Origin of the sequence: Mycobacterium paraffinicum (assembly GCF_001907675.1) — a bacterium.
Taxonomy (GTDB): Bacteria; Actinomycetota; Actinomycetes; order Mycobacteriales; family Mycobacteriaceae; genus Mycobacterium; species Mycobacterium paraffinicum_A.
The window spans coordinates 50,714-76,761 of sequence record NZ_MPNT01000029.1; the positions used below are offsets into that span (position 1 = coordinate 50,714).

Genomic DNA, 26,048 nt, shown 5'->3' on the forward strand with positions numbered 1-26,048 from the left:
GAGGGAGATAAACGGCCGGCTTTTGCAGCGGTTGCCGCCGTTGGGGCGGTTACTCACCAGCGCAGTCGTTTTCGGCGGGTGGCCGAGTTCGCCGCCCCCTCGCCGTCGCCGTTCGCCGAGTGTCCTCGTCGGCCCGCTGGTTGGCCGGGGCACCGGTGACGCGTTAGCCTCGGCAAAACTCCTTCAGGCCGAGGAGGTGCGGGTGCTCTTCCGTCAGCTGGAGTATTTCGTCGCGGTCGCGCAGGAGCGGCACTTCGCCCGCGCGGCCGAGAAGTGCTTCGTCTCCCAACCGGCGCTCTCCGCCGCGATCGCCAAGCTGGAACGGGAGCTGAACGTCACGCTGATCAATCGCGGCCACAGCTTCGAGGGCCTCACGCCCGAAGGGGAGCGGTTGGTGGTGTGGGCCAGGCGGATTCTCGCCGAGCACGACGCGTTCAAGGCCGAGGTGCATGCGGTGCGCTCCGGTATCACCGGCATGCTCCGGTTGGGGACGGTGCCCACCGCCTCCACGACAGCGTCTCTGGTGCTCTCGGCGTTCTGCTCGGAGCACCCATTGGCGAAGGTGCACATCCTTTCCCGGCTGGCAGGCACCGAACTGTACCGTCGGCTGCGGGAATTCGAACTGGACGCGGCGATCGTGCATGCGGAGCCCGACGAGGCCCATGAGGTGAACCTGGTGCCGCTGTACCGGGAGCACTATGTGCTGCTGTCTCCAGCGGACATGTTGGGGTCCGCCGCATCGACGATGACGTGGCCGGAGGCCGCGCAGCTGCCGCTGGCGTTGCTGACCGCCGACATGCGGGACCGCCAGATCATCGACAAGGCCTTCGCCGACCACGCCATCGAGGTGTCCCCGCAAGTCGAAACCGACTCCGTCGCTTCGCTATTCGCGCAGGTGGCCGCGGGCAATTGGGCGTGCATCGTGCCACACACCTGGCTGTGGACGTCGCCGCTGGGCCCGGAGGTCCGCGCGCTTCAGATGGTCGACCCAGAGCTCACGGCGGACATCGCCCTGGCCACCAATTCCGCCGGCCCGGGGTCGCCGATCGCCCGGGCGCTCACCGCGTCGGCCGCGCAGCTGTCGCTGAACGAGTTCTTCGAAGCGCAGCTGTCGCGCATCACCCACCGGCGCTGATCGCCTTGCTGGCCGGGTTCAGGCTCGCCAGATGTCCGCTCTCCACGCCCGCCGCCGGGTCGAGCTCACAGTCGATGATCGCCGGCGCGCGGGAGGCAATCGCCTCGGATAGCGCCGAGCGCAACTCCGCGGGGGTGGTGACGTGATATCCCTTGCCCCCGAAGGCCTCCGCGATCAGCTCGTGACGCGCCCGCGCGTTGAGCACGGTCGGTGCCGGGTCGGACCCGTTGGCGGTCTCGTCACCGCGGTAGACGCCACCATTGTTGAGAATGACCACCGTCACCGGAAGGCGATAGCGGCAAATGGTCTCGACTTCCATGCCGCTGAAGCCGAACGCGCTGTCCCCCTCGATCGCGACGACGGGCTGGCCGGTCTCGACGGCGGCGGCGATCGCGTAGCCCATGCCGATGCCCATGACGCCCCAGGTGCCGGTGTCCAGCCGGTGCCGCGGTACGTCCATGCCGATGACGTTGCGGGCGAGGTCCAGCGCATTGGCCCCCTCGTTGACCACGTAAGCGTCCGGGTGGTCCTGCAACACAGCGCGAATCGCGCCGAGCGCGTTGTAAAAGCGCATCGGGCGGGGGTCTTCGGCCAGCCGCTCGCGCATCTTTGCGTCGTTGCGGGCGGTGCGTTCGGCCAGCTCTTCGATCCATTGCGCGGGCACGGTGACGGGGTGGGTGGCCAAGCCGTCGCGCAACGCCGTCATCACCGAGCCGATGTCACCGGCCAGGGGCGCCGCGATCGGCTGATTGCTGTCGAATTCCGCCGGCGCTATGTCAACCTGAATGAACTTGGCGTCCGCCGACCACTGCGGCGAATCCCCGTGTCCGAGCAGCCAGTTCAGCCGGGCACCGACCAACAACACCGTGTCGGCGCGCGCGACCGCGAGCGAGCGCGCGGCCGCCACGGACTGCGGGTGCGAATCCGGCAGTAGGCCCTTGGCCATCGACATCGGCAGGAACGGAATGCCGCTGGCCTCAACGAATTCGCGGATCACGTCGTCGGCCTGGGCGTATGCCGCCCCCTTGCCAAGCACGATCAACGGTCGCTCCGCTCGCGCCAACACCCGCAGCGCGCGCTCGACCGCCTCGGGTGCCGGCAGCTGCCGAGGCGCTGGGTCGACGATCCGCCAGACGGTTTCCGCGCCGGCCGCGGCGTCCATGGCTTGCCCCAGCACGTCACCGGGGATGTCGAGGTATACGCCGCCGGGGCGGCCGGAGATCGCGGTGCGCATGGCACGCGCCACGCCGCGCCCGATGTCTTCGATCCGGTTGATCCGGTAAGCGGCCTTCGCGAACGGCCGTGCGGCGTTCAGCTGGTCGATGTCCTGGTAGTCCCCGCGCTGCAGATCCACCAGCGCCCGATTGCTGGAGCCGGAGATCTGGATCATCGGGAAGCAATTCGTGGTGGCGTTGGCGAGCGCCGGCAACCCGTTGAGGAAACCGGGGCCCGACGTCGTGAGGCACACGCCCGGCCGGCGGGTGAGGAATCCGGCGGCCGCCGCCGCGTTGCCGGCGGAAGTCTCCTGCCGGAACCCGATGTAGCGGATGCCGGACGCCTGTGCGACGCGGGCGAGGTCGGTGATCGGGATGCCGACGATCCCGTAGACGGTGTCCACGTCGTTGGCCTTGAGCGCCTCCACCACCAGGTGGAAGCCGTCGATCAGCCGCGCGGGCCCCCGCGCTTGGCCTGCAGATGCCGAAACTGCGGTCATGGTGGTGACTCCTCACGTCTGGTCGGAGGTGAAGTACAGCCTGCGCCCTTACTCTGACGCCGCCGCCCGGCGGGTGTCCAAGACGGGGTCGCTATGCCGCGATTCACGGCGTCTATCGGCGCTGGCCAGTCCGTTTTCACGGCGTCGATAGCCGTTGGTTATCGGTCGTGAGTGATTCGGTATTGGACGGGCGGGAGGCTCACCCGGCATGGTTCGAACAGTTGCTTGTGACGGCGAAGCGAAAGGGAGCGAAGCGATGGGGTCTGAGGCGATGGTCAGCAGGGAGGCCGCGGGGTCGACGGAGACCGAAGGTGCACGCGTCGCGAATCTGGTCGAGGAGGTGGCGCGCCGGTCCCCGGAGGCGCCCGCCCTCGTCGTCAGCGCCGAGCGGACACCGCTCAGCTACCGCGACCTAGTCCGGCTGGTGGACGACCTGGCCGAGCAGCTGCGGCGGGCCGGGCTCCGGGCGGGTGACCGCGTCGCGCTGCGCTCTGCAAGCAACGCCGAATTCGTCGTCGGGTTGCTGGCGGCTTCGCGGGCCGATCTCGTTGCGGTTCCGCTGGATCCGGCCCTGCCACTCGGCGAGCAGCGCACCCGCAGCGGGGCCGTCGGGGCCAGGGCGGTGCTCATCGACGGCGACGCGCCCGACGACGAAGGGGCACCGGCCTTGCCGTGGTGGCCGTTCGCAGTCACGGTCGGTGCTACGGAGGGCCCCCCGACGGTGCGCTTGACCGCGACCGCAACTCCGGCGCAAGGCTTTTCGACGCCGGAGGGTCTGCGCGACGACGACGCCATGATCATGTTCACCGGCGGCACCACCGGGGTGCCGAAGATGGTCCCCTGGACGCGGGGCAACATCGCCGCCTCCGTGCGGGCGATCATCGCCGGATACGGCCTCGGGCCGCGCGATGCCACGGTGGCGGTGATGCCGCTCTACCACGGTCACGGGCTGCTGGCCGCGCTGCTGGCGACCCTGGTGTCGGGTGGCTCGGTGTTGTTGCCCGCGCGGGGACGGTTCTCGGCCCACACCTTCTGGGACGACATCGACGCCGTACGCGCCACCTGGTACACGGCGGTGCCGACGATCCACCAGATCCTCTTGGAGCGGGCCGGAAGCGACCGACGGGGCAACGCCGCGTTGCGGTTCATCCGTAGCTGCAGCGCGCCGCTGACCGCCGAAGCGGCACAAGAGCTGCAGGACACGTTCGGCGCCCCGGTGGTCTGCGCCTTCGGCATGACCGAGGCCACCCACCAGGTGGCGACAACCGAAATAGGCCACGCCGAAAACCCCGGTGCCACAGCGGGTCTCGTCGGCCGATCAACCGGTCCGCAGATTCGGATCGTCGGATCCGACGGCTCGCCCGTGCCGGCGGGAGAGGTCGGCGAGGTCTGGCTCCGGGGACCCACGGTCGTCCGGGGCTACCTCGGCGACCCGGCGATCACGGCGGCCAATTTCACCGACGGGTGGCTGCGCACGGGCGACCTGGGAACGCTGTCGGCGACCGGCGAGCTGATCATCCGCGGCCGCATCAAGGAACTCATCAACCGGGGCGGGGAGAAGATCTCCCCGGAACGCGTCGAGGGTGTGCTGGCCAGCCATCCCGGCGTGCTGGAGGTCGCCGTCTTCGGGGTTCCTGACAAGCTGTACGGCGAGGCGGTGGCCGCGGTGATCGTTCCCCGGGGATCGGCCGCACCGACCGCGGAGGAGCTCGCGGCGTTCGGCCGCGACCGGCTGGCGCCGTTCGAGGTGCCGGCCAGCTTTCAGCAGGCGGCGGAGCTGCCGCACACCGCGAAGGGCTCGTTGGACCGCCGCGCCGTCGCCGAGCAGTTCGGCGGCCGGGCATGACGGTTCAGACGCTGGCCTTGACCCGGGTGGCCGCGGTCTCGGGCATGGGTTCGTAGCGGGCGAAGGCGCGGGTGAACGACGCGGCCCCGTGGGCCAGCGAACGCAGGTCGATCGCGTAGCGCGTCAACTCCACCTGCGGCACCTCGGCTTTGACCAGCGTGCGTTCGTGCCCCGCGGTGTCGGTGCCGAGCACCCGGCCGCGCCGGCCCGACAGGTCGCCCATCACCGCGCCGACGAAGTCGTCGGGCACCAGTACCGCGATTTCGTCGATGGGCTCGAGCAGGCTCACCTTCGTCGCCGCGGCCGCCTCGCGCAGCGCCAAGGCGCCCGCCGCCTGGAACGCGAAGTCCGACGAGTCCACGCTGTGGGCCTTGCCGTCGAGCAGGGTCACCCGGATGTCGACGACGGGATAGCCGGCGTGCACGCCCTTTTCCATCTGCGCGCGCACGCCCTTCTCCACGCTGGGGATGAATTGCCGGGGCACCGCCCCGCCGACCACCTTGTCGACGAACTCGAATCCGGAGCCCTCCGGCAGCGGTTCCACTTCGATGTCGCACACCGCGTATTGGCCGTGCCCGCCCGACTGCTTGACGTGGCGGCCGTGCCCTTTTGCCTTGCTGCCGAAGGTTTCTCGTAGCGGCACCCGAAGCTCCACGGTGTCGACGGTGACGCCGTACCGGTTGGCCAGCGCATCGAGGACGACGCCGGCGTGCGCTTCGCCCATGCACCACAACACGATCTGATGGGTTTCGGAGTTCTGCTCGATCCGCAGCGTCGGGTCCTCGGCGGCCAGCCGGCCCAGCCCGACCGACAGTTTGTCCTCGTCGGTCTTGGCGTGCGCCTGGATCGCCACCGGCAGCAACGGTTCGGGCATCGTCCATGGTTTCAGTACGAGCGGCTCCGCCTTGTCCGAAAGGGTGTCGCCGGTCTCGGCCCGGCTCAACTTGCCGATGGCGCAGATGTCGCCCGCCACCACGGCCGCGGCGGGGCGCTGCTGCTTGCCGAGCGGGAACGACAGGACGCCGACGCGTTCGTCTTCGTCGTGGTCGGGGTGCGTGCTGCCGTTCCCGTTGACCGCGCCGAAGAACGACGCAAAATGGCCCGACACATGAACCGTCGTGTCGGGCCTGATGGTCCCGGCGAACACCCGGACCAGGCTGAGCCTTCCGACGTAGGGGTCCGACGTCGTCTTCACCACCTCCGCGAGCAGGGGCGCGTCGGGGTCGCAGGTCAGCGTCGCGTGCGGAGCGCCCTGCGGCGTAAACACCTCCGGGAGTGGGTGTTCCATCGGGGACGGGAATCCGCGCGTGGCGACCTCCAGCAGTTCCAGCGTGCCCACGCCGGTGCCGCTGCAGACCGGGATCACGGGGAAGAACGAGCCGCGGGCGACGGCGCGCTCCAGGTCCTCGATTAGCACCGCTTCGTCGATCGACTCACCGCCGAGGTAGCGATCCATCAGCGACTCGTCCTCGGATTCCTCGATGATGCCCTCGATCAGGGTCCCGCGCGCCTCCTCGATTCCCTCGGCGTCGGACGGATCGGCCGGCTGCACCGTGCGCTTGCCGTCGGAATAGTGGTAGCGCGTCTGCGACAGCAACCCGATCAGCCCCTCGCAGGACGGCAGGCCGATCGGCAGGTAGAGCGGTAACACCTTGTCGCCGAACGCGTCCTGCGCGGCCGCCAGCGCCTCGGCGTAGTTGGCCCGGGTGTGGTCGAGCTTGGTGATCACCACGGCGCGCGGCATCCCGACCTGGTCGCATTCCTGCCACAGCGATTTGGTGGGTTCGTCGACGCCCTCGTTGGCCGCGATCACGAACAGCGCGCAATCCGCGGCGCGCAAGCCGGCCCGCAGCTCGCCGACGAAATCGGCGTACCCGGGCGTGTCGACCAGGTTGATCTTGATGCCGTCGTGCGCCAGGGAGGCGACGGCAACGCCGACGGAACGCTGCTGGCGGATCTCGGCGTCGTCGTAGTCGCAGACCGTGCTGCCGTCGGTAACGGAGCCCGCTCTGGTCAGCACCCCACCGGCGACCAAGAGCGCCTCGACCAGGGTGGTCTTGCCGCCGCCGGACGGCCCCACCAGGACGATGTTGCGCACATCGCCCGGTCCGTTCGCGGTGGGGGCGGCCGCGCCCTGGGAAGCATTCGCCTTGTCCGCCATGACGTTCCTCCAGTTCTCCCTGGCCGCGTCGCCGAGGGTGCGCCCAGCGCGGTGTGTCCTAGCTCACACAGCTTCCAGAAGCAACTTTTCCCCCAACCGCGGCCCAACACAAGGCCACAGGGCGGCCACAATTTCGTCGGCCGCTCGGCGGCGGGGCGCTTCCCGTCAGGCGTGCCAGCTCGACCACCGGCGCACGGCGATCGCGATCACCGGCCCGTTCAACGAAACGGATTGATACTGAGGGTATTTGGCGCGCAGTAGCCGGTATCCGAACTCCATCGCCGGCCCGTCGGAGTGAACGGTGGCCGCACCGTCGACCCGAACCCACCACAACCGCGTCCAATCGTCGGCGTAGTGGTCGACCAGCAGGCTCACGCGAGGGTTCTGCTCGATGTTGGCCAGCCGCCGCAGCCGCCGCGTGGTCTTGGGTTTCGCGTCGACGGCGGTGTACACCATGTCGGTCGAGGGCGCGACCGCGAAGACCACCGGCACCAGATGGGGGAGACCGTCGCGCGTGCTGGTGGCCAGCCGGGCCACCGGGGATTGCGTCAACCTGGCCTGGGGGTCGAATTCGCCCACGGTGTCAGCCTAGGCGCCGAACGCAACCTTGTTACTGCCATGAATAGCTACCTGCATTACGGTTATACACACACGATTGTGCCGCCCAGAACCGCAAGGCCGGGACAGTTCGGTGTTTACCGTGAAGCAGGAAGGGTGACGGGATGAGCAAATCGCACCACCGCTCGGTCTGGCGGTCATGGTTGGTCAGCGTGCTGTCTGTGGTCGGGCTGGGCTTCGGTTTGGGCTTGGGTTTGGGCACGGCGCCGGCGGCCGCATCGCCGTTCACCGCGCCGCGGGCTCCCCTCGACCCGGCGGCGTTGGCCGGCCAGGTTGGACCCCAGGTGGTCAACATCAACACCAAGTTCGGCTACAACAACGCGGTGGGTGCCGGCACCGGCATCGTCATCGACCCCAACGGTGTCGTACTGACCAACAATCACGTCATCTCCGGCGCGACGGACATCAGCGCGTTCGACGTCGGCAACGGCCAGACGTACGCCGTCGACGTGGTCGGCTATGACCGCAGCCAGGACGTCGCGGTGCTGCAGCTCCGCGGCGCGGCCGGCCTCCCGACCGCCGCGATCGGCGGCGGGGTCTCCGTGGGCGAGCCAGTCGTCGCGATGGGCAACGCCGGTGGCCAGGGCGGAACGCCCAGCGCGGTATCCGGCAAGGTCATCGCGCTCAACCAGTCGGTCTCCGCCACCGACACGCTGACCGGCGCCAACGAGTCGCTGGGTGGGCTGATCCAGGCTGACACCCCGATTCGGCCCGGCGACTCGGGCGGCCCGCTGGTGAACAACGCCGGGCAGGTCGTCGGCGTGAACACCGCCGCCACCGAGAACTACAAGATGTCGGGCGGCGGGCAGGGCTTCGCCATCCCGATCGGGCGGGCGATGGGCGTGGCCGGCCAGATCAGGTCCGGCGCCGGCTCCAACACCGTGCACATCGGCCCGACCGCGTTCCTCGGGCTCGGCGTGACCGACAACGGAAACGGCGCACGCGTCGAACGGGTGGTCAACACCGGTCCGGCGGCCGGGGCCGGCATCGCCCCCGGTGACGTCATCACCGGGGTCGACGGCGTCCCGATCACCGGCGCCACCTCGATGACCGACGTGCTGATCCCGCACCACCCCGGCGACACGATCGCGGTGCACTACCGCGCCGCGGCGGGCGGCGACCGCACCACCAACGTGACGCTGGCGGAAGGACCTCCAGCCTGACGCCCGCGCGGACGATACCTGACTGGCGCTCAATTCGCTTGACGCCGGGGGTGATTGGTCTCATGTCAGTAGGCGTGATTTCGAACGTCGCGCCTCGGGTACCCGTGGCATCGTGGATTTGATGAACGACGCACAAGAAGCTGTCGAGCACCATCCCGGGGGAGGAAGTCACGTAGAGGGGGGTGTCGTCGAGCACCCCGACTCCGACGACTTCGACAACGCCGCCGCGCTACCCACCGATCCGACCTGGTTCAAGCACGCCGTGTTCTACGAGGTGCTGGTCCGCGCGTTCTTCGATGCCAACGCGGACGGGTCCGGTGACCTGCGCGGACTGTTGGGTCGCCTGGACTACCTGCAGTGGCTCGGCATCGACTGCATCTGGTTGCCCCCGTTCTACGACTCGCCGCTTCGCGACGGCGGGTATGACATCCGGGACTTCTACAAGGTGCTGCCCGATTTCGGCACCGTCGATGACTTCGTCGCGCTGCTGAACGCCGCGCACGAGCGGGGCATCCGGGTGATCACCGACCTCGTGATGAACCACACATCGGACTCGCACCCCTGGTTTCAGGAGTCGAGGCACGATCCCGACGGCCCGTACGGCGACTACTACGTGTGGAGCGACACCAGCGAGAAGTACACCGACGCCCGCATCATCTTCGTCGACACCGAGGAGTCCAACTGGACCTTCGACCCGGTGCGCAAACAGTTCTACTGGCACCGGTTCTTCTCGCATCAGCCGGACCTGAATTACGAGAACCCGGCCGTCCAGGAAGCCATGATCGACGTGCTGCGCTTCTGGCTCGGTCTGGGCATCGACGGGTTCCGGTTGGACGCCGTGCCCTACCTGTTCGAGCGGGAGGGCACCAACTGCGAGAACCTGCCCGAGACGCACGCCTTCCTCAAGCGGGTCCGCAAGGTCGTCGACGACGAGTTTCCGGGCCGGGTGCTGCTGGCCGAGGCCAACCAGTGGCCGGCCGACGTGGTCGAGTACTTCGGCGACCCGACCACCGGCGGCGACGAATGCCACATGGCGTTCCACTTCCCGCTGATGCCGCGCATCTTCATGGCGGTACGCCGCGAGTCCCGCATTCCGATCTCGGAGATCCTGGCGCAGACGCCGGAAATCCCCGACATGGCGCAATGGGGAATCTTCCTGCGCAACCACGACGAGCTGACGCTGGAGATGGTCACCGACGAAGAGCGTGACTACATGTACTCCGAGTACGCCAAGGATCCGCGGATGAAGGCGAACGTCGGAATCCGGCGCCGCCTGGCGCCCCTGCTGGACAACGACCGCAACCAGATCGAGCTGTTCACCGCCCTGCTGCTGTCGCTACCCGGCTCGCCGGTCCTGTACTACGGCGACGAGATCGGCATGGGCGACGTCATCTGGTTGGGCGATCGCGACGGCGTGCGCACCCCGATGCAGTGGACACCGGACCGCAACGCCGGGTTCTCCAAGGCCAACCCCGGCCGGCTCTACCTGCCGGCCAGCCAGGATTCCGTCTACGGCTATCAAGCCGTCAACGTCGAGGCCCAACGCGACACCTCGACGTCGCTGCTCAACTTCACCCGGATGATGCTGGCCGTGCGGCGCCGCCACGAGGCCTTCGCCATCGGCACATTCGAGGAGTTGGGGGGCTCCAACCCGTCGGTGCTGGCGTTCGTGCGCCAGGTGCCCGGCGGCGGCGACACGGTGTTGTGCGTCAACAACCTGTCGCGGTTCCCGCAGCCGATCGAACTGAACCTGCAGCACTGGAGCGGTTGCACGCCGGTGGAGCTGACCGGGCATGTCGAATTTCCGCGGATCGGGCACCTGCCCTACCTGCTGACGTTGCCCGGACACGGTTTCTACTGGTTCCAGCTGACTGCATGTGAGGAGGACGCATGACTCGCGCCACGACGATGCAGAGCGGAAGCGGTGGGGTGGGGGTCCCCCCAGCCGCCACGCGTGACGGGGGAGAGCGGCGCTCATGACACAGCCTGCCAAGCTGCCCTGGTCGGATTGGCTGCCCCAGCAACGCTGGTACGCGGGCCGTAACCGGGAGCTCACCTCCGCCGAGGCCGCAGTGGTCGTGCCGCTCCGCGACGACCTGGACCTGGTCTTGGTCGACGCGCACTACGCCGACGGCTCGTCCGAGCGCTACCAGGTGATGGTGCAATGGGACGCCGGTCCGGTCTCCGAGTACAGCACCGTCGCCACGATCGGCGCCGCCGGCGACCGCACGGGCTTCGACGCCCTCTACGACACCGACGCGCCACGGTTTCTGTTGTCGCTCATCGATTCGTCGGCCGTTCTGACCGAGGTTGGCACCCAGGTGCGCTTCGTCAAGGAGCCCGGCGTTGAGCTGCCGCTGGAGGCCATGCCGCACGTCTCCGATGCCGAGCAGAGCAATACCAGCGTGATCTTCGACCGCGCCGCGATCTTCAAGGCGTTTCGGCGGGTGAGCAGCGGCATCAACCCGGACATCGAACTGAACCGGGCGCTGGGCCGCGCCGGCAACCCGCACGTGGCCCGGCTGCTCGGCACCTACGAGCTGGCCGGCCCGGACGGTGCGGCGGACGAGGCGTGGCCGCTCGGCATGGTGACCGAGTTCGCGTCCAACGCCGCCGAAGGGTGGGCCATGGCCACCGCCAGCGTCCGCGACCTGTTCGCGGAGGGCGACCTGTACGCCCACGAGGTGGGGGGCGATTTCGCCGGCGAGTCCTGCCGGCTGGGTGAGGCCGTGGCGTCGGTGCACGCCACGCTGGCCGAGTCCCTCGGAACGGCGGAGTCGGCGTTCCCGGTCGACACCATGCTGGCGCGGCTGGCCTCGACCGTGGCGAAGGTGCCCGAGCTGCAGGAGTACGCGCCGACCATCGAGGAGCGGTTCGCCAAGCTCTCCGATCAGACGATTACCGTCCAGCGGGTGCACGGCGACTTGCACCTCGGTCAGGTGCTGCGCACTCCCGAGACCTGGCTGCTGATCGACTTCGAGGGTGAACCGGGGCAGCCGCTCGACGAGCGCCGTGCGCCCGATTCACCGTTGCGCGACGTGGCCGGTGTGCTGCGGTCCTTCGAGTACGCCGCGTACGGACCGTTGGTGGACCAGGCGACCGACAAGCAACTGGCCGCCCGCGCCCGGGAGTGGGTCGAACGCAACAGGACCGCGTTCTGCGAGGGTTACGCCGCCGCGTCGGGAACCGACCCGCGGGGTGCGGCTGACGTGCTGGCCGCCTACGAGCTCGACAAGGCCGTGTACGAGGCCGGCTACGAGGCCCGGCACCGGCCCGGCTGGTTGCCGATCCCGCTACGCTCCATCGCCCGGCTCACCGCCTCATAGCAAACTCTGATCTGCGACGAACGCGGGCGTCTGGAACCATGGCCCGTGTGAAAAAGGAGATCTTCGACAGCGAGGCGCGGCTGTCCTGGGTGCTGGCCGCCCTGGCCGGTGTGCTGGGGGCAACGGCTTTCACGCACTCCGCCGGCTACTTCGTGACCTTCATGACCGGCAACGCGCAGCGCGCCGCACTCGGATACTTCCGGGGCGATGTCCTGCTCTCCGTCAGCGCGGGACTGTTGATCGTGTGCTTCGTCGGAGGCGTCGTCGTCGCGTCGGTGTGCCGGCGGCATTTCTGGGTGGCGCACCCGCACGGCCCCACCGTGCTGACGACCTTCAGCCTGTTCGCCGCCACCGCGGTGGACGTCCTCGACGAGGGATGGGCGGAAAATTTCCTCGACTTCGCGCCGATCACGCTGGTGGCGTTCGGCATTGGCGCATTGAACACGTCATTCGTCAAAGACGGCGAGGTCTCGGTTCCGCTGAGCTACGTGACCGGAACGCTGGTCAAAATGGGCCAGGGCATCGAACGCCACATCGCAGGTGGAACGCTGGCCGACTGGCTCGGCTACTTTCTGCTGTTCGCCAGCTTCGTGCTGGGCGCCACGGTCGGCGGCTTGATCAGCCTGGCGGTCAACGGAACGTGGATGCTGGTGGTCGCTTCGTCGGTGTGCGCGTTGACAACTGGCTACACGTACTTCCACCAGGACCGCCGCGCCCTGCTGGACTGAACCCAAAAGCATCGGCAGTAGCGCTGACCGGTGCGCTACTGCCGATGCTGGTTCGGAGGGTGTCAGGCGGCCGGTTGGGCCGGCTGCGCGGGCTGAGCCGGCTGAGCCGGCTGGGCCGTGGTGTTGCTGGCCAGCAGCACCTGCTGGATGTCGGGCTTCATCGCGACCAACTGCTGGTTCCAGTACGGCCACGAGTGTGTCCCGTTGGCCGGGAAGTTGAACGTCCCGTTGCGTCCGCCGGCGGCCACGTAACTGTTCTGGAACTGCTGATTGGTGCGCAGCGTGAGGCCTTCCAGGAACTTGGCCGGCATGTTGTCGCCGCCCAGGTCGCTCGGGGTCCCGTTGCCGCAGTAGACCCAGATCCGGGTGTTGTTGGCGACCAGCCGCGGGATCTGGACCATCGGGTCGTTGCGCTTCCACGCCGGGTCGGTGGACGGTCCCCACATGCTGTTGGCGTTGTAGCCACCCGAGTCGTTCATCGCCAGCCCGATCAGCGTCGGCCACCAACCCTCGGACGGGTTGAGGAAGCCCGAAAGCGAAGCAGCGTAAGGGAACTGCTGCGGGTAGTAGGCGGCCAGGATCAGGGCCGAGCCGCCGGACATCGACAAGCCCACCGCGGCGTTACCGGCCGGCGAGATCTGCTTGTTGGCCTGCAGCCACAGCGGCATCTCCTGAGTCAGGAACGTCTCCCACTTGTAGGTGTAGTTCTGACCGTTGCCCGACGACGGCTGGTACCAGTTGCTGTAGAAGCTGGACTGGCCGCCGACCGGCATCACGACCGACAGGCCGGACTGGTAGAACTCCTCGAAGGCCGGGGTGTTGATGTCCCAGCCGTTGTAGTCGTCCTGGGCGCGCAGGCCGTCGAGCAAGTAGACCGCGTGGGGTCCGCCGCCCTCGAACTGGACCTTGATGTTGCGTCCCATCGACGGTGACGGCACTTCGAGGTATTCCACCGGAAGACCCGGCTTCGAGAACGCCCCCGCGGTGGCCGAGGCGCCGACGGCAGTGACGAGGCCGGACATCAGGGCAGCCCCCACAGCCGCGACCGCCAGTTGGCGCGGCATGGCTGCCGCGGCGCCACGCAACTTCCGCAACTCTGACAAGAACTTCATAGCTCTCTACCCATCCCAACTTTCGTTTGCCGCGTGCCGCGGTCGAATCCCTTCGCTGGGCAGTGAAACACGGGGGTGGGGGGCGAATCGCCTGTCAGGGCCGCAGCTTCAGATCGCGGTTGGCTAACGATTGGGAGTCGGCCGGGAATCGTTGCATTCGGGTCACGATTGCCTATCGAAACCGCGCGATGCGGTTCCTAACCACCGACGCGTCGGCTAACACGCTAGGCGACGAGGCGGCGCAATAGCCTTGACGCGGCGGCGATTCCGAGCGCGGCCGCCACCACCAGCACGACAACGTCCATCGGGTTGAAGGGCGTGCCGATGAGCAGGCCGCGCAACGCGTCGACCTCGTAGCTGAGCGGGTTGACCCGGCTCAACACGTGCAGCCACGCCGGCATGACGTCGACCGGGTACAACGCGTTGGAGGCGAAGAACAACGGCATCGTGATGGCCTGGCCTATTCCCATCAGCCGATCGCGGTTGCGCACCAGGCCGGCCAGCGTCATCGACAGGCACGCGAAGAACGCGGCACCTAACATGACCACAGCCATGGCCGCCACGATTCGCAGCGGGTTGACCGTCAGGCCGACGTTCATCAGATACGCCAATGCCATCACGCCGACCACCTGGGCGACCGAGCGCACGCCGGCAGCGAATGCCTTGCCGGTGACCAACGCCGACGCGGGCGCGGGCGTCACCATCAGCTTGGCCAGGACACCGGCGTCGCGATACCAAATGATCTGTATCCCATAGGAAAATGGAGATGAACAGCGCGGACTGGGCGATGATCCCCGGCGCCAGGAAGGCCAGATAGGACACCGAGCCGGTTTGGATGACGTGTAGGTGGCTGAAGGTGGTCCCGAAGATGAGCAGCCACAGCGCCGGTTGCACCATCCGGGTGACGAGCTCGGTCCTGTCGTGCTGCAACTTCTGCAGCTCGACGATCGCGAACGCGCCGATACGGCTGACAAGGGCGCCCACGCGTTGCCATCCGCGTGGCGCGCGGACCAGCGTCCCTGGCATAGCGCTGTCAACCGACACGGCGCGCAACCTTTCTGGCGGAACGGATTTCGCGCAACGTACCCTCCGACTCGGTCGATTCGTCCGCCAAGTCCGATGCGGCGTAATGGCGGAACACGTCCTCGAGGGTCGCGTGCGGCGACACCGTCGACTTCAACTTGGCGGGTGTACCCACCGCCCGCAGCTCCCCGCGGTGCATCAGGGCGACCCGATCGCACAACGCGTCGGCCTCCTCCATGTAGTGGGTGGTCAGCAGCACGGTCATCCCGAACTGCGCCTGCATCTTCTGCACCTGCGTCCAGACGCCGTCGCGTGCGATCGGATCCAGCCCGACAGTGGGCTCGTCGAGAACCAGCAGCGACGGGCGGTTGACGAGCGCCTGCGCCACCTCGAGACGGCGGACCATCCCGCCGGAGTAGGCCGCCGCCAGCCGGTCGGCCACTTCCAGCAGGTCCATCGCGGCCAGCGCCTGCTCTGCGCGGTCCGAACGCTCGGCCCGGGGCACACCGTAGAGCCGCGCGAACCACTCGACGTTCTGTCGGCCCGTCAATGCGGGCTCGATCGAGAGTTGTTGCGGCACATAGCCGATATTGCTGCGGATGTCGGTGGTTTGGCGGCGGGCGTCGAGCCCGAAGATCCGCAACTCGCCCTGCTGCACCGGTGCCAGCGTGGTGATCATTCGGACCATGGTCGTCTTCCCGGCGCCGTTCGGGCCGAGCAGACCCATGGTCTCGCCGGGCCGCACCTGCAACGTGACGTCGTTGACGGCGGTGAACTGGCCATACCGGTAGGTCAGGTGCCTGCCGTCGACCGCCATCGGCAGTGAACCGCTCATCGTCGCTCCTGCAATGTCTGGGTCATCATCTCGATGACCTCCAATCCTTTTGTCAAAGACTCGATCTGGTTGTCGTCGAGCTCCGCGAGCACCTCGGCCAGCACCGCCCGCCGCGCGGCCCGAGACGCGTCGACGATCTCCTGAGCCGGCTCGGCCAGGTGCAGCCGGCCGACCCTGCGGTCCGGGTCGCCGACGGTCCGCACGAGCAGTCCCGCGGAGACCAATTTCGAGACCAGCGTCGACGCCGTGTTGGGGGCAAGCCCGAGCTCGGCGGCGGCCGCGTTGACCGACGTGCCCGGTTGCCGGGCCACCAGCCACAACAGCTCGGACTGCGACTCGGTCAACGCCGACGCGTCGAAGCCACGCCCGGCCGCGCGTCGCAGCTGCCGGCGAAACCTGCCGACAACGCGAAACACGTCGGTGACCACATCCGTCGTTACCTGCACCTTTTCCATAATACCTCTGTAGCCGAGCTATTTATGTGGGGAAGCTGTGCAGAAGGTATGTACCCGTTACTTAGGGATGCGATGCAGCACCACGTCGATCAGGGCCCCGTCGTCGACGTGGGCGGTCATGTAGGTGCAGTGGGGCTGGCGGCGGCGATCCGTCGGCGAACCGGGATTGAGCAGGCGCAACCCGGTGTCGGTGCGGCTGTCCCAGGGGATGTGACTGTGCCCGAACACCAGGACCTGGGTGTCGGGATACAGCCGCGACATTCGGGCTTCCCGCCCGGCCGCCGCACCGGTCTCGTGCACCACGGTGAACCGCACATCCGCCAGGGTCGCCTCCGCCCGCTCGGGCAGCCGAGCACGCAGTTCGGGACCGTCGTTGTTTCCCCAGCACGCCACCAGCCGGGCCGACCTGCGCTCGAGTTCGTCGAGCAGGTCGGGCGCCACCCAATCACCGGCGTGCACGACGACGTCGGCCGCGTCCACCTCGTCCCATACCCGCGCGGGCAGGTCGCGGGCGCGTTTCGGAACGTGGGTGTCGGAAATCAGCAACAGCCGCACAGCCCCATCTTGCGCCAACGGCTTTTCAGCCGACCGTCGACGCCATGGCCTTGACGGGTTGGGCGCTGGGCGCCTCGGTCTGCTCACCGAGGAGAAGGGAGCGAACCAGGCGGCGCGGACCGAACGGCCGGAGCATGGAGCTGGCCGGGCGGGGCCGCACACGGATCGGCCACCAGAACCACCGGCCCAGCAGCGCCGCGATCGACGGCGTCATCAGCGAGCGCACGATCAACGTGTCGAACAGCAGGCCGAGGCCGATCGTGCTGCCGGCCTGGCCGATCGAGCGCAGGTCGCTGGCGACCATCGACATCATCGTGAAGGCGAAGACCAGGCCGGCCGAGGTGACGACGCCACCCGTCTCGCCCATCGAGCGGATGATGCCGGTCCGCAGCCCGGCGCCGATCTCCTCCTGGAAGCGCGACACCAGCAACAGGTTGTAGTCGGACCCCACGGCGAGCAGGATGATCAACCCGAACACCGGTGCGATCCAGTTCAATTCGAGGCCGAACAGGTGTTGCCAGACCAACACCGAGAGCCCGAATGCGGCGCCGAGCGACAGCAGGACCGTGCCGACGATTACCGTCGATGCGACCAGCGCGCGGGTGATGATCAGCATGACGACGAAGATCAGGGTGAGCGCCGCCAGCCCCACGATCAGCAGGTCGTAGTGGGAGCCCGACTGGATGTCGCGGTAGATGGCCGCCGTCCCGGCCAGATAGAACTTGGCGCCGGTGAGGTTCGTCCCCTTCACCGCATGATGCGCGGCGGCCAGCTCCGGCAGCACCGCCGAGATGCCCGCCGGCGTCGCCGGATCCGCGTCGTGGGTGATGATGAAGCGCGCGGCCTTACCGTCCGGCGACAGGAAAAGCTTGAGACCGCGCTGAAAGTCGGGATTCTGGAACGCTTCCGGCGGCAGGTAGAAGTAGTCGCCACTGCGGGAGGCGTCGAAGGCCTGACCCATCGCGCTCGCCGTGTCGGTCATCTGCGACATCTGCGTGACCAGGCTGGAGAAGCTGCTGTGCATCGTGAGAAGGGTCCCGCGCATCGATTCGGCGACGGCGATGATCGGCGGGAATTGGGCGACCATCCGCGGCAAGATCGCGTCGACGTTGCCGACGTCTTTGATCAGCGTCTTCATGTCCTCGCTGAACTTGTCCACGCCGTCGATCGCCTCGAACACCGACCTCGAAGCCCAACATGCGGGGATGTTGAAACAGTGTGGCTCCCAATACAAATAGCTACGGAACGGCCGCGCGAAATCGTCGAAGTCGGCCAGGTGGTCGCGCATCTCGTCGAGGGTGGCCTGCATCTCGTGCATATCGCCGACCATCCGATGAGTCGCGCCGCTCATCTGCACGACCAGGCCCTGCATCCGTTGCATCGAGGCGATCATGGCGCCCAGATCGTCGCTCATCTTCAGCATGTCGTCCGTGCGGTCCTTCATGAACTGCAGGTTCTGCCGGATCGGAATGGCTTGGGCGCTGATCTGGAACGGTATGGACGTGTGCTCTATCGGGCCGCCCAGCGGCCGGGTGATGCTTTGCACCATCGCGATGCCGGGGGAGGCGAAGACTTCTTTGGCGAGCCGATCCAGGATGATCATGTCGCCGCTGTTCCGCATGTCGTGGTCGCTTTCGATCATGAGGATGTCGGGATTCATTGTGGCGGCGCTGAAGTGGCGCTCCGCGGCGGCGTATCCGACGTTCGATGGCAGGTTGCCGGGTATGTAGTAGCGGTCGTTGTAGCTGACCTTCATGCTCGGCATGATCAGGATGCCGACGATCGCGATGACCAGCGAGGCCGCGAAAACCGGGCCGGGCCACCGCACGGTGGCGGTGCCGATGCGTCGCCACCCGCGCGTCTTGATCATCCGCCTCGGGTCGAGCAAGCCGAACCGACTCGCCACCGCCACAACGGCGGGCGCGGCGGTCATCGCTCCCGCGACGACGACGAGCAGCCCCAACGCCGAAGGTATGCCCAGCGCCTTGAAATAGGACAGTCGCGCCAAGTGCAGGCAGAAGGTGGCGCCCGCGATGGTCAAGCCCGAGCCGAGAATGATGTGCGACGTCCCGCGAAACATCGTGTAATAGGCGGCTTCTCGATCCTGACCGGCCTGGCGCGCCTCCTGGTACCTGCCGATCAGGAAGATCGCGTAGTCCGTCCCCGCCGCAATCGCCAACGAGGACAGCATGGCAACGACGAACGTCGAGAACCCCAATAGGCCAGAGTTTCCCAACAGCGCGACAAGCCCTCTGGCCGTGCCCATCTCGAAGCCGACCATGACGAGCACCAGCAGCACCGTGCTGATCGAGCGATAGGCGATGAACAGCATGATCATGATGACCACACCCGTGACGCCCATCATCTTGAACATGCTCTTGTCGGCAGCCTCGTTCATGTCGGTGGTCAGCGGGGCGGGGCCGGTGACATAGACCTTGAGCCCGTGCGGGGGTTCCGACTTGTCGACGATCTTCCGCACCGCGTCGACGGACTGGTTCCCCAGGGTGCTGCCTTGGTTGCCGGCCAGGTTGAGCTGGACGTAGGCGGCTTTGCCGTCGCGGCTCTGAACGCCGGCCGCGGTGAGCGGATCACCCCAGACGTTTTGAACATGCTGGACGTGCTTGGGATCCGCCTGCAGCTGCCGTACCAGGCCGTCGTAATAGTTGCGCGCCTCGTCACCGAGTTGCTTGTCGCTCTCCAGGACGATCATCGCGATGCTGTCGGAATCCGATTCATGGAAGGTCGCACCGATGCGCTTGGCGGCGATCATCGCCGGCGCGTCCTGCGGTGACATGGTCACCGCGTGGTTCCGGGCAACCGATTCGATCGGCGGCACAAGCACATTCAGGGCGACGGTCAGCAGCAGCCATGCCAGCAGGATCGGCACGGCGAACCTGCGGACGAACCGCATGAACCTCGGACGTGGGTCGCTTTCGGTGTTCATCCGGCTTTGACCAGACAGGAGGTTTGGGCGTGCCGCCCGGCCGACGACCGCTCGTCCTTGAGTTCACCGTTGACGGTGATGCGGCACCCGATGTCGTCACTGTTGCCTTGCGCCACCAGGCTGGCGATGACGGCAGGCACCGTCGTCGTGACCGTGAGGGTCCATGGCAGGTCGGTGAAGTCCACTTGTTCCGGCTGTGCGTTCTTGTCCAGGTAGCTCACGCTTCCCGTGGTGCCGCTGGGTCCGTACACCTCGTAGGTCACCCGCTTGATGTGGGAGGGCTCGAGCGGTTCGGCGCTGGTGCCGGTCGCGGTGAAGATCGCGTCCGAGCCGAAAACGCCGCGGAGCCGGTCGACGGCGACGCCGCCGAGGGCGACCGCCCCCACGACGAGGACCGGCACCCAAGCCCGCCTAAGAAACGTGGACACTGACGTTTCCTTTCGTTCGGTCTCTTCGGTACGGATTACGCCCGCCTCGCCGGACCCGATAGGGCCGTTTGGCCTGCGCTTGAGTGCCGGCAGACCCGCCGGCACGCCATCGCGTGGCCGGGTACTGCGAGCCACGACTCAATCCGTCCTCAAGGTATCATACCCCAGGGGGTATAGCCGGAACGGTGCCAATACCCATCGGGGTATGGTATGAAGGAGGCATGGCAAACGAAGTTGGCGGCGGTGCGTCGCCCAAGGCCGACGTCGTCAGGCATGACCCGGGCGACATGGACGCTGTCCTCACCCGGTTGCGTCGAGCGCAGGGTCAGCTCGGTGGCGTCATCGCGATGATCGAGCAGGGACGCAGTTGTAGAGACGTCGTCACACAGCTGGCCGCGGTGTCACGGGCGCTGGATCGCGCCGGCTTCAAGATCATCGCCTCCGGCCTGCGCGACTGCATCACCCGGCCGGAGGGCAGTCCCACAGACGGGCCGGCCGTGTCGATCGACGAGCTGGAAAAACTGTTCCTGAGCCTGGCCTGACGGTCCGGCGTGGACGAAAGGCGAAGAGCGATGAACCCCGCCGACAGTGGCCGAGCCGGGCCCGAGGTGACGTTGTGGTTGGACCCGGTGTGCCCGTTTTCGTGGAACACGGCGCGTTGGCTGCGCGCGGTCGCCGAGAAGACCGGCGTGACGGTCGATTGGCAGCTGATGAATTTGGCGGTGCTCAACGAGGGACGCGAAATGCCACCCCGTCAGCAGGCCCGCATGCGTGACTCCCAACACGTTGGCCGGCTGATGGCCGCCATCGCGCGGGAGCGCGGCGCCGCTGGCTGGACCGCCGCGTATTTCGCATTCGGTGAGCGGTACTTCGACCGCTCCGAACCCCTCGGTGAGGGGCTCATCGACCACATGCTGTCCGCGGCGGGCGTCCGCGACACCACCGCCGCGGTCGTCGCCGACGAGGCGTTGGATGATCTGGTACGGCGGGGACACCAGGCGGGGCAGGACGCGCTCGGCGAAACCGGGGGCAGCCCGATTCTGCGGATCGACGGGCACGCCTTCTTCGGGCCGGTTCTGACCGCTCTACCCGAGGTTCAGGAGACGGTCGCACTGTTCGACGCGGTCGCCACGTTGGCCGCGGTTCCCCAATTCGTCCAGCTGCAGCGTCCGCGCTCGGCGGCCTAGCCCTGCAGCCAGTTCGGCACTGCAAGAGGAGGAAAGATGACATCGGGATTGAGCACCACTTTGCACACGTCGTTCGATGACGCGGTCAAGCGAACGACGGAAGCGCTCGCCGAGCAGGGTTTCGGCGTGTTGACCACCATCGACGTCAAAGCCACGCTGAAGCAAAAGCTCGGCGAGGACATGGAGGACTACCTCATCCTGGGGGCGTGCAACCCGACCCTGGCGCATCGCGCGCTGGGCATTCACCGCCAGATCGGACAGTTACTGCCGTGCAACGTGGTGGTGCGAGCCGACCCCGAGGGTGCGGGCGATGCGGTTCTCGTCGAGGCGATGGATCCACAACTCATGGTCAAGGTGACGGGCGAGCCGGGGGCGTTGCAAGAGGTGGCCGACCAGGCCACCGCCAAGCTGCAGGCCGCGATCGGCGCGCTCGAATAGCCTCGAATAGCGATGCCCCGCGGCTCTGATTAGCCTGTGGCGCAGCGGGGTCAGCCTTGCTGGCTCCGCGCTTCAGCCCCTGTTTCCCCGGCGTCGAAGGAGTCGTCGGAACCGGCCGCTCCGACATAGGAGCCGTCGGCCTCTCCGGCCGCCTCGCGCGACCGGGACTCGTGGGCTTCGGGTTCCACGTCCGACTCGGCTTTGCGGCCCTTGTTCTCAGCCATTCGTTTCCTTCCGGGGGGCTCGTGACCTCTGACGGGTTCCCCCCTGATGCGCCGCCAAACCAGAGATGGGTCGTAGCGGGAGTATCGCCTCGCCGTGATGGCCGCGTGGCAGCGCCAGGTGGTGTCGGCGCTATTGTTACCACCCGAGGTCAAGGAGAAACTCAATGCGCACTTTCGAATCCGTAGCCGATCTCGCGGCCGCTACCGGCGAGACGATCGGGCACAGCGACTGGGTGACGATCACCCAAGACGACGTCAACCTGTTCGCCGACGCGACTGGCGATCACCAGTGGATCCACGTGGACCCGGAGCGCGCGGCCGCCGGGCCGTTCGGCGGGACGATCGCCCACGGCTTCATGACGCTGGCGCTGCTGCCGCGCCTGCAGCACCAGATCTACACCGTCAACGGGGTCAAGCTCGCAATCAACTACGGCCTCAACAAGGTTCGTTTTCCGGCCCCGGTGCCGGTCGGCTCCCGAGTGCGCGCGCAGACATCGTTGGTCGGCGTCGACGACGTCGGGAACGGCGCCGTGCAGGCGACCATGTCGACGACCGTCGAGATCGAGGGCGCACCCAAACCCGCGTGCGTGGCTGAAAGCATCGTCCGCTACATCAGCTGACGGTCGCCGGCGCCACCGCCAGACATAACCTACGGCGACGCGTTCCGGAGTGTCGTCGCCGAGGTTTACGTGTCGTGGGGGAGCGGTGCGGGGTCTGCCCAGGGGCGCCACCGCGGCGGCGGGGGCGGCGCTCAGAACTCCGCGACGGAATGCTCGAGCCGCTCGGCCAGCCGGGCTTGCGCCTCCGCGCGCCGGGTGGGGATGTGCGCGGACGGGAATGGCGTTGTCACCGGCTGATATTCGCGCAACGTGCGGCGAGCCACCGTCATCTTGTGGAGTTCGGTGGCGCCGTCGGCGATGCCCAGCGACTCCGCGGCGACCATCATCTTGACGAACGGCATCTCGTCGGACACCCCGAGGGCGCCGTGCAGGTGCATCGCCCGCTGCACGACGTCGTGCAGGACCTGGGGCATCGCGACCTTCACCGCGGCGATGTCGCGGCGCACCTTCTGGTAGTCGTGGTGCTTGTCGATCAGCCACGCGGTGCGCAGCACCAGCAGCCGGAACTGTTCGATCTGGATCCAGCTGTCGGCGATCTTCTCCTGAGTCATCTGAAAGTCGGAGAGCCGCCCGTGTCGCGTCTTGCGGGATACGGCCCGCTCGCACATCATGTCGAAGGCGCTGCGCGCCAACGCGATTGTGCGCATTGCGTGGTGGATGCGGCCGCCGCCGAGTCGCGTTTGCGCGATCATGAACGCCTGGCCCTCGCCGCCCAGCACGTGATCGGCCGGGACACGGACATCGGTGTAGCGGACATAGCCGTGGCTGGCACGCCCCGAGGATTCGGTGCCGACGCCGACGTTGCGGACGATCTCGATGCCGGGTGTCTCGGCCGGAACGATGAACAGCGACATCTTGTCGTAGGTGCGCGCTTCGGCGTGGGTGACCGCCATGACGATGAAGAACGACGCGTGCTTTGCGTTGGTGGAGAACCACTTCTCGCCGTTGATCACCCAATAGCCGCCGTCCCGGGTCGCGGCGGTGACGAATTGTCCCGGATCCGAACCGCCCTGCGGCTCGGTCATCGAATAGCACGAGGTGATCTCGCCGTCGAGCAGCGGCTGCAGGTAGCGCGCCTTCTGTTCGTCGGTGCCGAACATGGCCAGAATCTCGGCGTTGCCCGAGTCCGGCGCCTGGCAGCCGAACACCGACGGTGCCCACCGGGAACGGCCGAGGATCTCGTTGAGCAGGGCGAGCTTGACCTGGCCGAAGCCCTGGCCGCCGAGCTCCGGCCGCAGATGTGCGGCCCACAGCCCCTGATCCTTGACCTGCTGCTGCAATGGCCGCAGGATCGACATCATCTCGGCGTTCTTCTTGTCATACGGGTCGAGCGCCACCAGGTCGAGGGGTTCGAGCACGTCGACCATGAACTTCTCGACCCAGTCGAGCTTGGCCTGGTATTCCGGGTCCGTTTCGAAATCCCACACGGTGACCACCCGTTCCCCGGCGCGGCGTCGCGCCGGACTCGTCGATGAAGCCACCCAATCGTAGATGGCGGGCGGGGCGGATCAGTCGTCGCCGCGGGTATCGATGACGCGCTGCGCGATGTCGATGAGCTTGACCTGACTCTCCTGGGACAGCCGGCGCAGCAGGTCGAACGCGCGCAGCTCGTCCACGCCGTAGCGCTCCATGATGATGCCCTTGGCCTGCCCGATTCTGTCGCGCGTCGACAGGGCCGATTGCATCTGCTGCCCGTGGCGGCCGGCCATGATCGCCGAGGCGGCGTGCGCGGCGAGCACGGAGCCGATGGTCTCGGCCTCGGTGTCCCACACGCCGGGCCGGAAGCTGAACAGATTCAGCGCGCCGGCCGTCCGATCGGCGGTATACAGCTTAAATGAAAGACTGCTCAGCACACCGCATTTCACCGCAGCCGGAGCGTATTGGGGCCAGCGCGGTTCGTCGCGGAGGTCGTCGGTGCGCACGATCGTCTGCTGGAGCGCGGCGTCATGGCAGGGGCCCTCGCCGAACTCGTGCTGAAGCTTGTCGAGCTCCGCGGCCAGGCCGTCGGTGTCGGCGACCGATTCGAAGTCGCCCCCATTGACCAGCAAAACCCCGGCGACGTCCGCAGCCGGTATCAGCTCCACCGCGGCGGCGGTCACGTCGGTGAGAAGGTCACCCAGCGAGCGGGGCGCGGCGATGTCGCGGGCCAGCTCGGCCATCCGCACGGCCAGCTCGTGCCGGGAACTCGAGTCCGATAACTCCATGAGACCGGATTGTCCACTACGGCTCCGGTCGCCTCACCCGCGCACCGTTCAGCGCCCGGCGGTACGCGGTCCGGGAGTTGCTGTCACCGCCGTTTGGCGGCAAAGGCCGCGGGTATCCGGCGACACCATAACCTCATCGACAAGCCTAGGGAGACCCAGTGTTCGTTCATAACAAAGATCTTCAATTCGAGGTACGGGTCGACCGGCCCGACCCGCGGTTCGCGACGTTGCTGATGGACCAGTTCGGCGGCGCCAACGGGGAACTCACCGCCGCGTTGCAGTACTTCACCCAGGCCTTCGTGCTGCGGCAGAAGAACCCGAAGATGTACGACCTGTTCATGGACATCGCGACCGAGGAGCTGAGTCACCTCGAGATGGTCGGCTCGATGATCACGATGTTGCTCGACGGGCTCAACGACAACTTGAAGCTCGCTCACGAGAAGTGCGACTGGATGCCGGCGGTGGCCAGCGGGGACGGACGTGACGGCATCATCCACTCCGTGTCGGTCAACCCGCTGTTCCTGGTGCTCAGCGGTGGTGGGCCGGACGTCAAGGACTCCGGGGGAAACAACTGGACCGGCGCCTTCATCGACGCCAACGGCGACCCGACCGTCGACCTGCGCAACAACATCGCGGCCGAGTCGCGCGCCAAGATCGTGTACGAGTACCTCAAGCAGTACACCGACGACCCCGGTGTGCAGGACACCCTCAATTTCCTCATGACGCGCGAGGTCGCGCACTACCAGCAGTTCACCGCGGCGCTGAACGAGCTCCCGGTGAACTTCCCGCCAGGGCAGCTGCCGGGCGACCCGCGCTTCCAGAACGTCGCGTTCAACATGTCCAACGGCAACGGCGAATCGATCCGCGGCCCGTGGAACCAGGGCCAGGGGCCGTGGCCGAAGGGCGTGGAGTGGGAGTACGTCGAAAAGCCCGAACAGCAGTGGCTGGCTGGTAGCACCCGGCAGAACCAGGGTGCGCAGCAAAACCCCCAGGGTTCGCCCGCGATCAAGGCCGAGAAGCCGTTCACGCACGAACAGCACACGCCCACAAGTTAATTGGGACGATGAGGCCGGGCGCTGACGACCCAGCGCCCGGCCTTTGTGTCTCTCGCTACTTGACCTGAGGGTCCGGCGGGTTGTCCTCCGCGCGTCCGGTGAGCGCGTCACGGACGTGGTCGACCGCCGCAGCTGCCAGTCCCATGGTTTTCAGAACGATTAGCGGCGCCCCGTGCTGGGCCGCAATCTCGCGGACGGCGTCGGTCAGCTGCCCGTCGTCGGCCACGTCGGCAGTGACACCGATGGCAGTGCCCCCTTCGGTGCGGATTGCCTCGAC

The 26,048-nt window shown here is 67.4% G+C and carries 23 protein-coding genes and 2 pseudogenes; 11 read left to right on the forward strand and 14 right to left on the reverse strand.

Features of this window, described 5'->3' with window-relative positions; genetic code table 11:
* The first annotated feature begins 202 nt into the window (after positions 1-202).
* Entirely contained in the window at positions 203-1,135 is a 933-nt protein-coding gene (locus tag BRW65_RS24000) for a LysR family transcriptional regulator (protein ID WP_073878897.1), read from the forward strand.
* Here the strand turns inward: BRW65_RS24000 and oxc are convergent.
* On the reverse strand, positions 1,119-2,849 hold the full coding sequence (gene oxc / locus BRW65_RS24005; RefSeq protein WP_073878843.1) for an oxalyl-CoA decarboxylase: 1,731 nt from the start codon (positions 2,847-2,849) through the stop codon (positions 1,119-1,121). The genes BRW65_RS24000 and oxc overlap by 17 nt on opposite strands.
* A 271-nt stretch (positions 2,850-3,120) precedes the next feature.
* Between oxc and BRW65_RS24010 the strand changes: the two genes are divergently transcribed.
* On the forward strand, positions 3,121-4,695 hold the full coding sequence (locus BRW65_RS24010) for a FadD7 family fatty acid--CoA ligase (RefSeq protein WP_244168184.1): 1,575 nt from the start codon (positions 3,121-3,123) through the stop codon (positions 4,693-4,695).
* Between the two features lie 4 nt (positions 4,696-4,699).
* On the opposite strand, the gene BRW65_RS24015 is transcribed toward BRW65_RS24010, so the two are convergent.
* The gene (locus BRW65_RS24015; RefSeq protein ID WP_073878847.1) at positions 4,700-6,856 is read right to left on the reverse strand and encodes an elongation factor G-like protein EF-G2; all 2,157 of its coding nucleotides are present in this window, start codon (positions 6,854-6,856) and stop codon (positions 4,700-4,702) included.
* A 165-nt stretch (positions 6,857-7,021) separates the two neighbouring features.
* Positions 7,022-7,435, reverse strand: a complete 414-nt coding sequence (locus BRW65_RS24020) for a TIGR03668 family PPOX class F420-dependent oxidoreductase (protein WP_073878849.1) — start codon at positions 7,433-7,435, stop codon at positions 7,022-7,024.
* A 143-nt stretch (positions 7,436-7,578) separates the two neighbouring features.
* On the opposite strand from BRW65_RS24020, the gene BRW65_RS24025 reads away from it, so the two are divergent.
* The 4 genes from BRW65_RS24025 to BRW65_RS24040 all read left to right on the forward strand — a co-directional run bounded on the left by BRW65_RS24025 (position 7,579) and on the right by BRW65_RS24040 (position 12,691).
* A complete protein-coding gene (locus BRW65_RS24025) occupies positions 7,579-8,637 on the forward strand; it encodes a S1C family serine protease (protein ID WP_073878851.1) in 1,059 nt (352 codons plus the stop codon).
* 121 nt (positions 8,638-8,758) lie between these two features.
* Positions 8,759-10,531, forward strand: a complete 1,773-nt coding sequence (gene treS / locus BRW65_RS24030; protein ID WP_073878899.1) for a maltose alpha-D-glucosyltransferase — start codon at positions 8,759-8,761, stop codon at positions 10,529-10,531.
* A gap of 82 nt (positions 10,532-10,613) precedes the next feature.
* On the forward strand, positions 10,614-11,963 hold the full coding sequence (locus BRW65_RS24035) for a maltokinase N-terminal cap-like domain-containing protein (protein ID WP_073878854.1): 1,350 nt from the start codon (positions 10,614-10,616) through the stop codon (positions 11,961-11,963).
* A 38-nt stretch (positions 11,964-12,001) separates the two neighbouring features.
* Positions 12,002-12,691: a YoaK family protein gene (locus tag BRW65_RS24040; protein ID WP_073878856.1), complete on the forward strand. Its 690-nt coding sequence runs from the start codon at positions 12,002-12,004 to the stop codon at positions 12,689-12,691.
* A 62-nt stretch (positions 12,692-12,753) separates the two neighbouring features.
* Here BRW65_RS24040 and ag85C read toward each other — a convergent pair whose 3' ends face one another.
* The 7 genes and pseudogenes from ag85C to BRW65_RS24075 all read right to left on the reverse strand — a co-directional run bounded on the left by ag85C (position 12,754) and on the right by BRW65_RS24075 (position 20,043).
* Positions 12,754-13,803 (reverse strand): diacylglycerol acyltransferase/mycolyltransferase Ag85C, encoded by a 1,050-nt coding sequence (gene ag85C / locus BRW65_RS24045; protein WP_073878858.1) that lies wholly within the window; start codon positions 13,801-13,803, stop codon positions 12,754-12,756.
* Positions 13,804-14,027: 224 nt separating this feature from the next.
* Positions 14,028-14,847, reverse strand: a pseudogene (locus BRW65_RS24050) (ABC transporter permease).
* On the reverse strand, positions 14,837-15,661 hold the full coding sequence (locus BRW65_RS24055) for an ATP-binding cassette domain-containing protein (protein ID WP_073878860.1): 825 nt from the start codon (positions 15,659-15,661) through the stop codon (positions 14,837-14,839). Before BRW65_RS24055 ends, BRW65_RS24050 begins: the two are co-directional and overlap by 11 nt.
* Positions 15,658-16,116, reverse strand: coding sequence for a MarR family winged helix-turn-helix transcriptional regulator (locus BRW65_RS24060; RefSeq protein WP_073878862.1), 459 nt, complete (start codon positions 16,114-16,116; stop codon positions 15,658-15,660). Before BRW65_RS24060 ends, BRW65_RS24055 begins: the two co-directional genes overlap by 4 nt.
* A 57-nt stretch (positions 16,117-16,173) precedes the next feature.
* Positions 16,174-16,671: a metallophosphoesterase family protein gene (locus tag BRW65_RS24065; RefSeq protein ID WP_073878864.1), complete on the reverse strand. Its 498-nt coding sequence runs from the start codon at positions 16,669-16,671 to the stop codon at positions 16,174-16,176.
* 25 nt (positions 16,672-16,696) lie between these two features.
* On the reverse strand, positions 16,697-19,615 hold the full coding sequence (locus BRW65_RS24070; protein WP_073878866.1) for an RND family transporter: 2,919 nt from the start codon (positions 19,613-19,615) through the stop codon (positions 16,697-16,699).
* Entirely contained in the window at positions 19,612-20,043 is a 432-nt protein-coding gene (locus BRW65_RS24075) for an MmpS family transport accessory protein (RefSeq protein ID WP_073878870.1), read from the reverse strand. Before BRW65_RS24075 ends, BRW65_RS24070 begins: the two co-directional genes overlap by 4 nt.
* A gap of 221 nt (positions 20,044-20,264) precedes the next feature.
* Between BRW65_RS24075 and BRW65_RS24080 the strand changes: the two genes are divergently transcribed.
* From BRW65_RS24080 to BRW65_RS24090, 3 genes are read left to right on the forward strand one after another with little or no spacing between them, the layout of a single operon-like run.
* On the forward strand, positions 20,265-20,585 hold the full coding sequence (locus BRW65_RS24080; protein ID WP_073878873.1) for a metal-sensitive transcriptional regulator: 321 nt from the start codon (positions 20,265-20,267) through the stop codon (positions 20,583-20,585).
* Positions 20,586-20,615: 30 nt separating this feature from the next.
* Complete coding sequence (locus BRW65_RS24085; protein WP_073878875.1) at positions 20,616-21,230, forward strand: DsbA family protein; 615 nt, start codon at positions 20,616-20,618, stop codon at positions 21,228-21,230.
* A 36-nt stretch (positions 21,231-21,266) separates the two neighbouring features.
* Positions 21,267-21,668 carry a DUF302 domain-containing protein gene (locus BRW65_RS24090; protein ID WP_073878877.1) on the forward strand — a complete coding sequence of 134 codons (402 nt, stop codon included), beginning with the start codon at positions 21,267-21,269 and terminating at the stop codon, positions 21,666-21,668.
* A gap of 50 nt (positions 21,669-21,718) precedes the next feature.
* Here BRW65_RS24090 and BRW65_RS31860 read toward each other — a convergent pair whose 3' ends face one another.
* Positions 21,719-21,892, reverse strand: coding sequence for a hypothetical protein (locus BRW65_RS31860; protein WP_167374086.1), 174 nt, complete (start codon positions 21,890-21,892; stop codon positions 21,719-21,721).
* 164 nt (positions 21,893-22,056) lie between these two features.
* Here BRW65_RS31860 and BRW65_RS24095 point away from each other — a divergent pair, with 164 nt between their 5' ends.
* Positions 22,057-22,512: a MaoC family dehydratase gene (locus BRW65_RS24095; RefSeq protein ID WP_073878879.1), complete on the forward strand. Its 456-nt coding sequence runs from the start codon at positions 22,057-22,059 to the stop codon at positions 22,510-22,512.
* Between the two features lie 131 nt (positions 22,513-22,643).
* Here BRW65_RS24095 and BRW65_RS24100 read toward each other — a convergent pair whose 3' ends face one another.
* Positions 22,644-23,939: an acyl-CoA dehydrogenase family protein gene (locus BRW65_RS24100; protein ID WP_073878902.1), complete on the reverse strand. Its 1,296-nt coding sequence runs from the start codon at positions 23,937-23,939 to the stop codon at positions 22,644-22,646.
* 81 nt (positions 23,940-24,020) lie between these two features.
* Entirely contained in the window at positions 24,021-24,716 is a 696-nt protein-coding gene (locus BRW65_RS24105) for a GAF and ANTAR domain-containing protein (RefSeq protein WP_073878881.1), read from the reverse strand.
* A gap of 158 nt (positions 24,717-24,874) precedes the next feature.
* Between BRW65_RS24105 and BRW65_RS24110 the strand changes: the two genes are divergently transcribed.
* Positions 24,875-25,771 (forward strand): manganese catalase family protein, encoded by an 897-nt coding sequence (locus BRW65_RS24110; RefSeq protein ID WP_073878883.1) that lies wholly within the window; start codon positions 24,875-24,877, stop codon positions 25,769-25,771.
* A 55-nt stretch (positions 25,772-25,826) separates the two neighbouring features.
* Here the strand turns inward: BRW65_RS24110 and BRW65_RS32420 are convergent.
* Positions 25,827-26,048 (reverse strand): annotated as a pseudogene (locus tag BRW65_RS32420) (hypothetical protein); the annotation flags it as partial.

Coding starts and splice junctions, on each gene's coding strand:
- oxc (WP_073878843.1), bottom strand. CDS start 2,849: ATGACCGCAGTTTCGGCATCTGCAGGCCAAGCGCGGGGGCCCGCGCGG.
- BRW65_RS24010 (WP_244168184.1), top strand. CDS start 3,121: ATGGTCAGCAGGGAGGCCGCGGGGTCGACGGAGACCGAAGGTGCACGC.
- BRW65_RS24015 (WP_073878847.1), bottom strand. CDS start 6,856: ATGGCGGACAAGGCGAATGCTTCCCAGGGCGCGGCCGCCCCCACCGCG.
- BRW65_RS24025 (WP_073878851.1), top strand. CDS start 7,579: ATGAGCAAATCGCACCACCGCTCGGTCTGGCGGTCATGGTTGGTCAGC.
- treS (WP_073878899.1), top strand. CDS start 8,759: ATGAACGACGCACAAGAAGCTGTCGAGCACCATCCCGGGGGAGGAAGT.
- BRW65_RS24035 (WP_073878854.1), top strand. CDS start 10,614: ATGACACAGCCTGCCAAGCTGCCCTGGTCGGATTGGCTGCCCCAGCAA.
- BRW65_RS24040 (WP_073878856.1), top strand. CDS start 12,002: ATGGCCCGTGTGAAAAAGGAGATCTTCGACAGCGAGGCGCGGCTGTCC.
- ag85C (WP_073878858.1), bottom strand. CDS start 13,803: ATGAAGTTCTTGTCAGAGTTGCGGAAGTTGCGTGGCGCCGCGGCAGCC.
- BRW65_RS24055 (WP_073878860.1), bottom strand. CDS start 15,661: ATGAGCGGTTCACTGCCGATGGCGGTCGACGGCAGGCACCTGACCTAC.
- BRW65_RS24060 (WP_073878862.1), bottom strand. CDS start 16,116: ATGGAAAAGGTGCAGGTAACGACGGATGTGGTCACCGACGTGTTTCGC.
- BRW65_RS24070 (WP_073878866.1), bottom strand. CDS start 19,615: ATGAACACCGAAAGCGACCCACGTCCGAGGTTCATGCGGTTCGTCCGC.
- BRW65_RS24080 (WP_073878873.1), top strand. CDS start 20,265: ATGGCAAACGAAGTTGGCGGCGGTGCGTCGCCCAAGGCCGACGTCGTC.
- BRW65_RS24085 (WP_073878875.1), top strand. CDS start 20,616: ATGAACCCCGCCGACAGTGGCCGAGCCGGGCCCGAGGTGACGTTGTGG.
- BRW65_RS24090 (WP_073878877.1), top strand. CDS start 21,267: ATGACATCGGGATTGAGCACCACTTTGCACACGTCGTTCGATGACGCG.
- BRW65_RS31860 (WP_167374086.1), bottom strand. CDS start 21,892: ATGGCTGAGAACAAGGGCCGCAAAGCCGAGTCGGACGTGGAACCCGAA.
- BRW65_RS24095 (WP_073878879.1), top strand. CDS start 22,057: ATGCGCACTTTCGAATCCGTAGCCGATCTCGCGGCCGCTACCGGCGAG.
- BRW65_RS24105 (WP_073878881.1), bottom strand. CDS start 24,716: ATGGAGTTATCGGACTCGAGTTCCCGGCACGAGCTGGCCGTGCGGATG.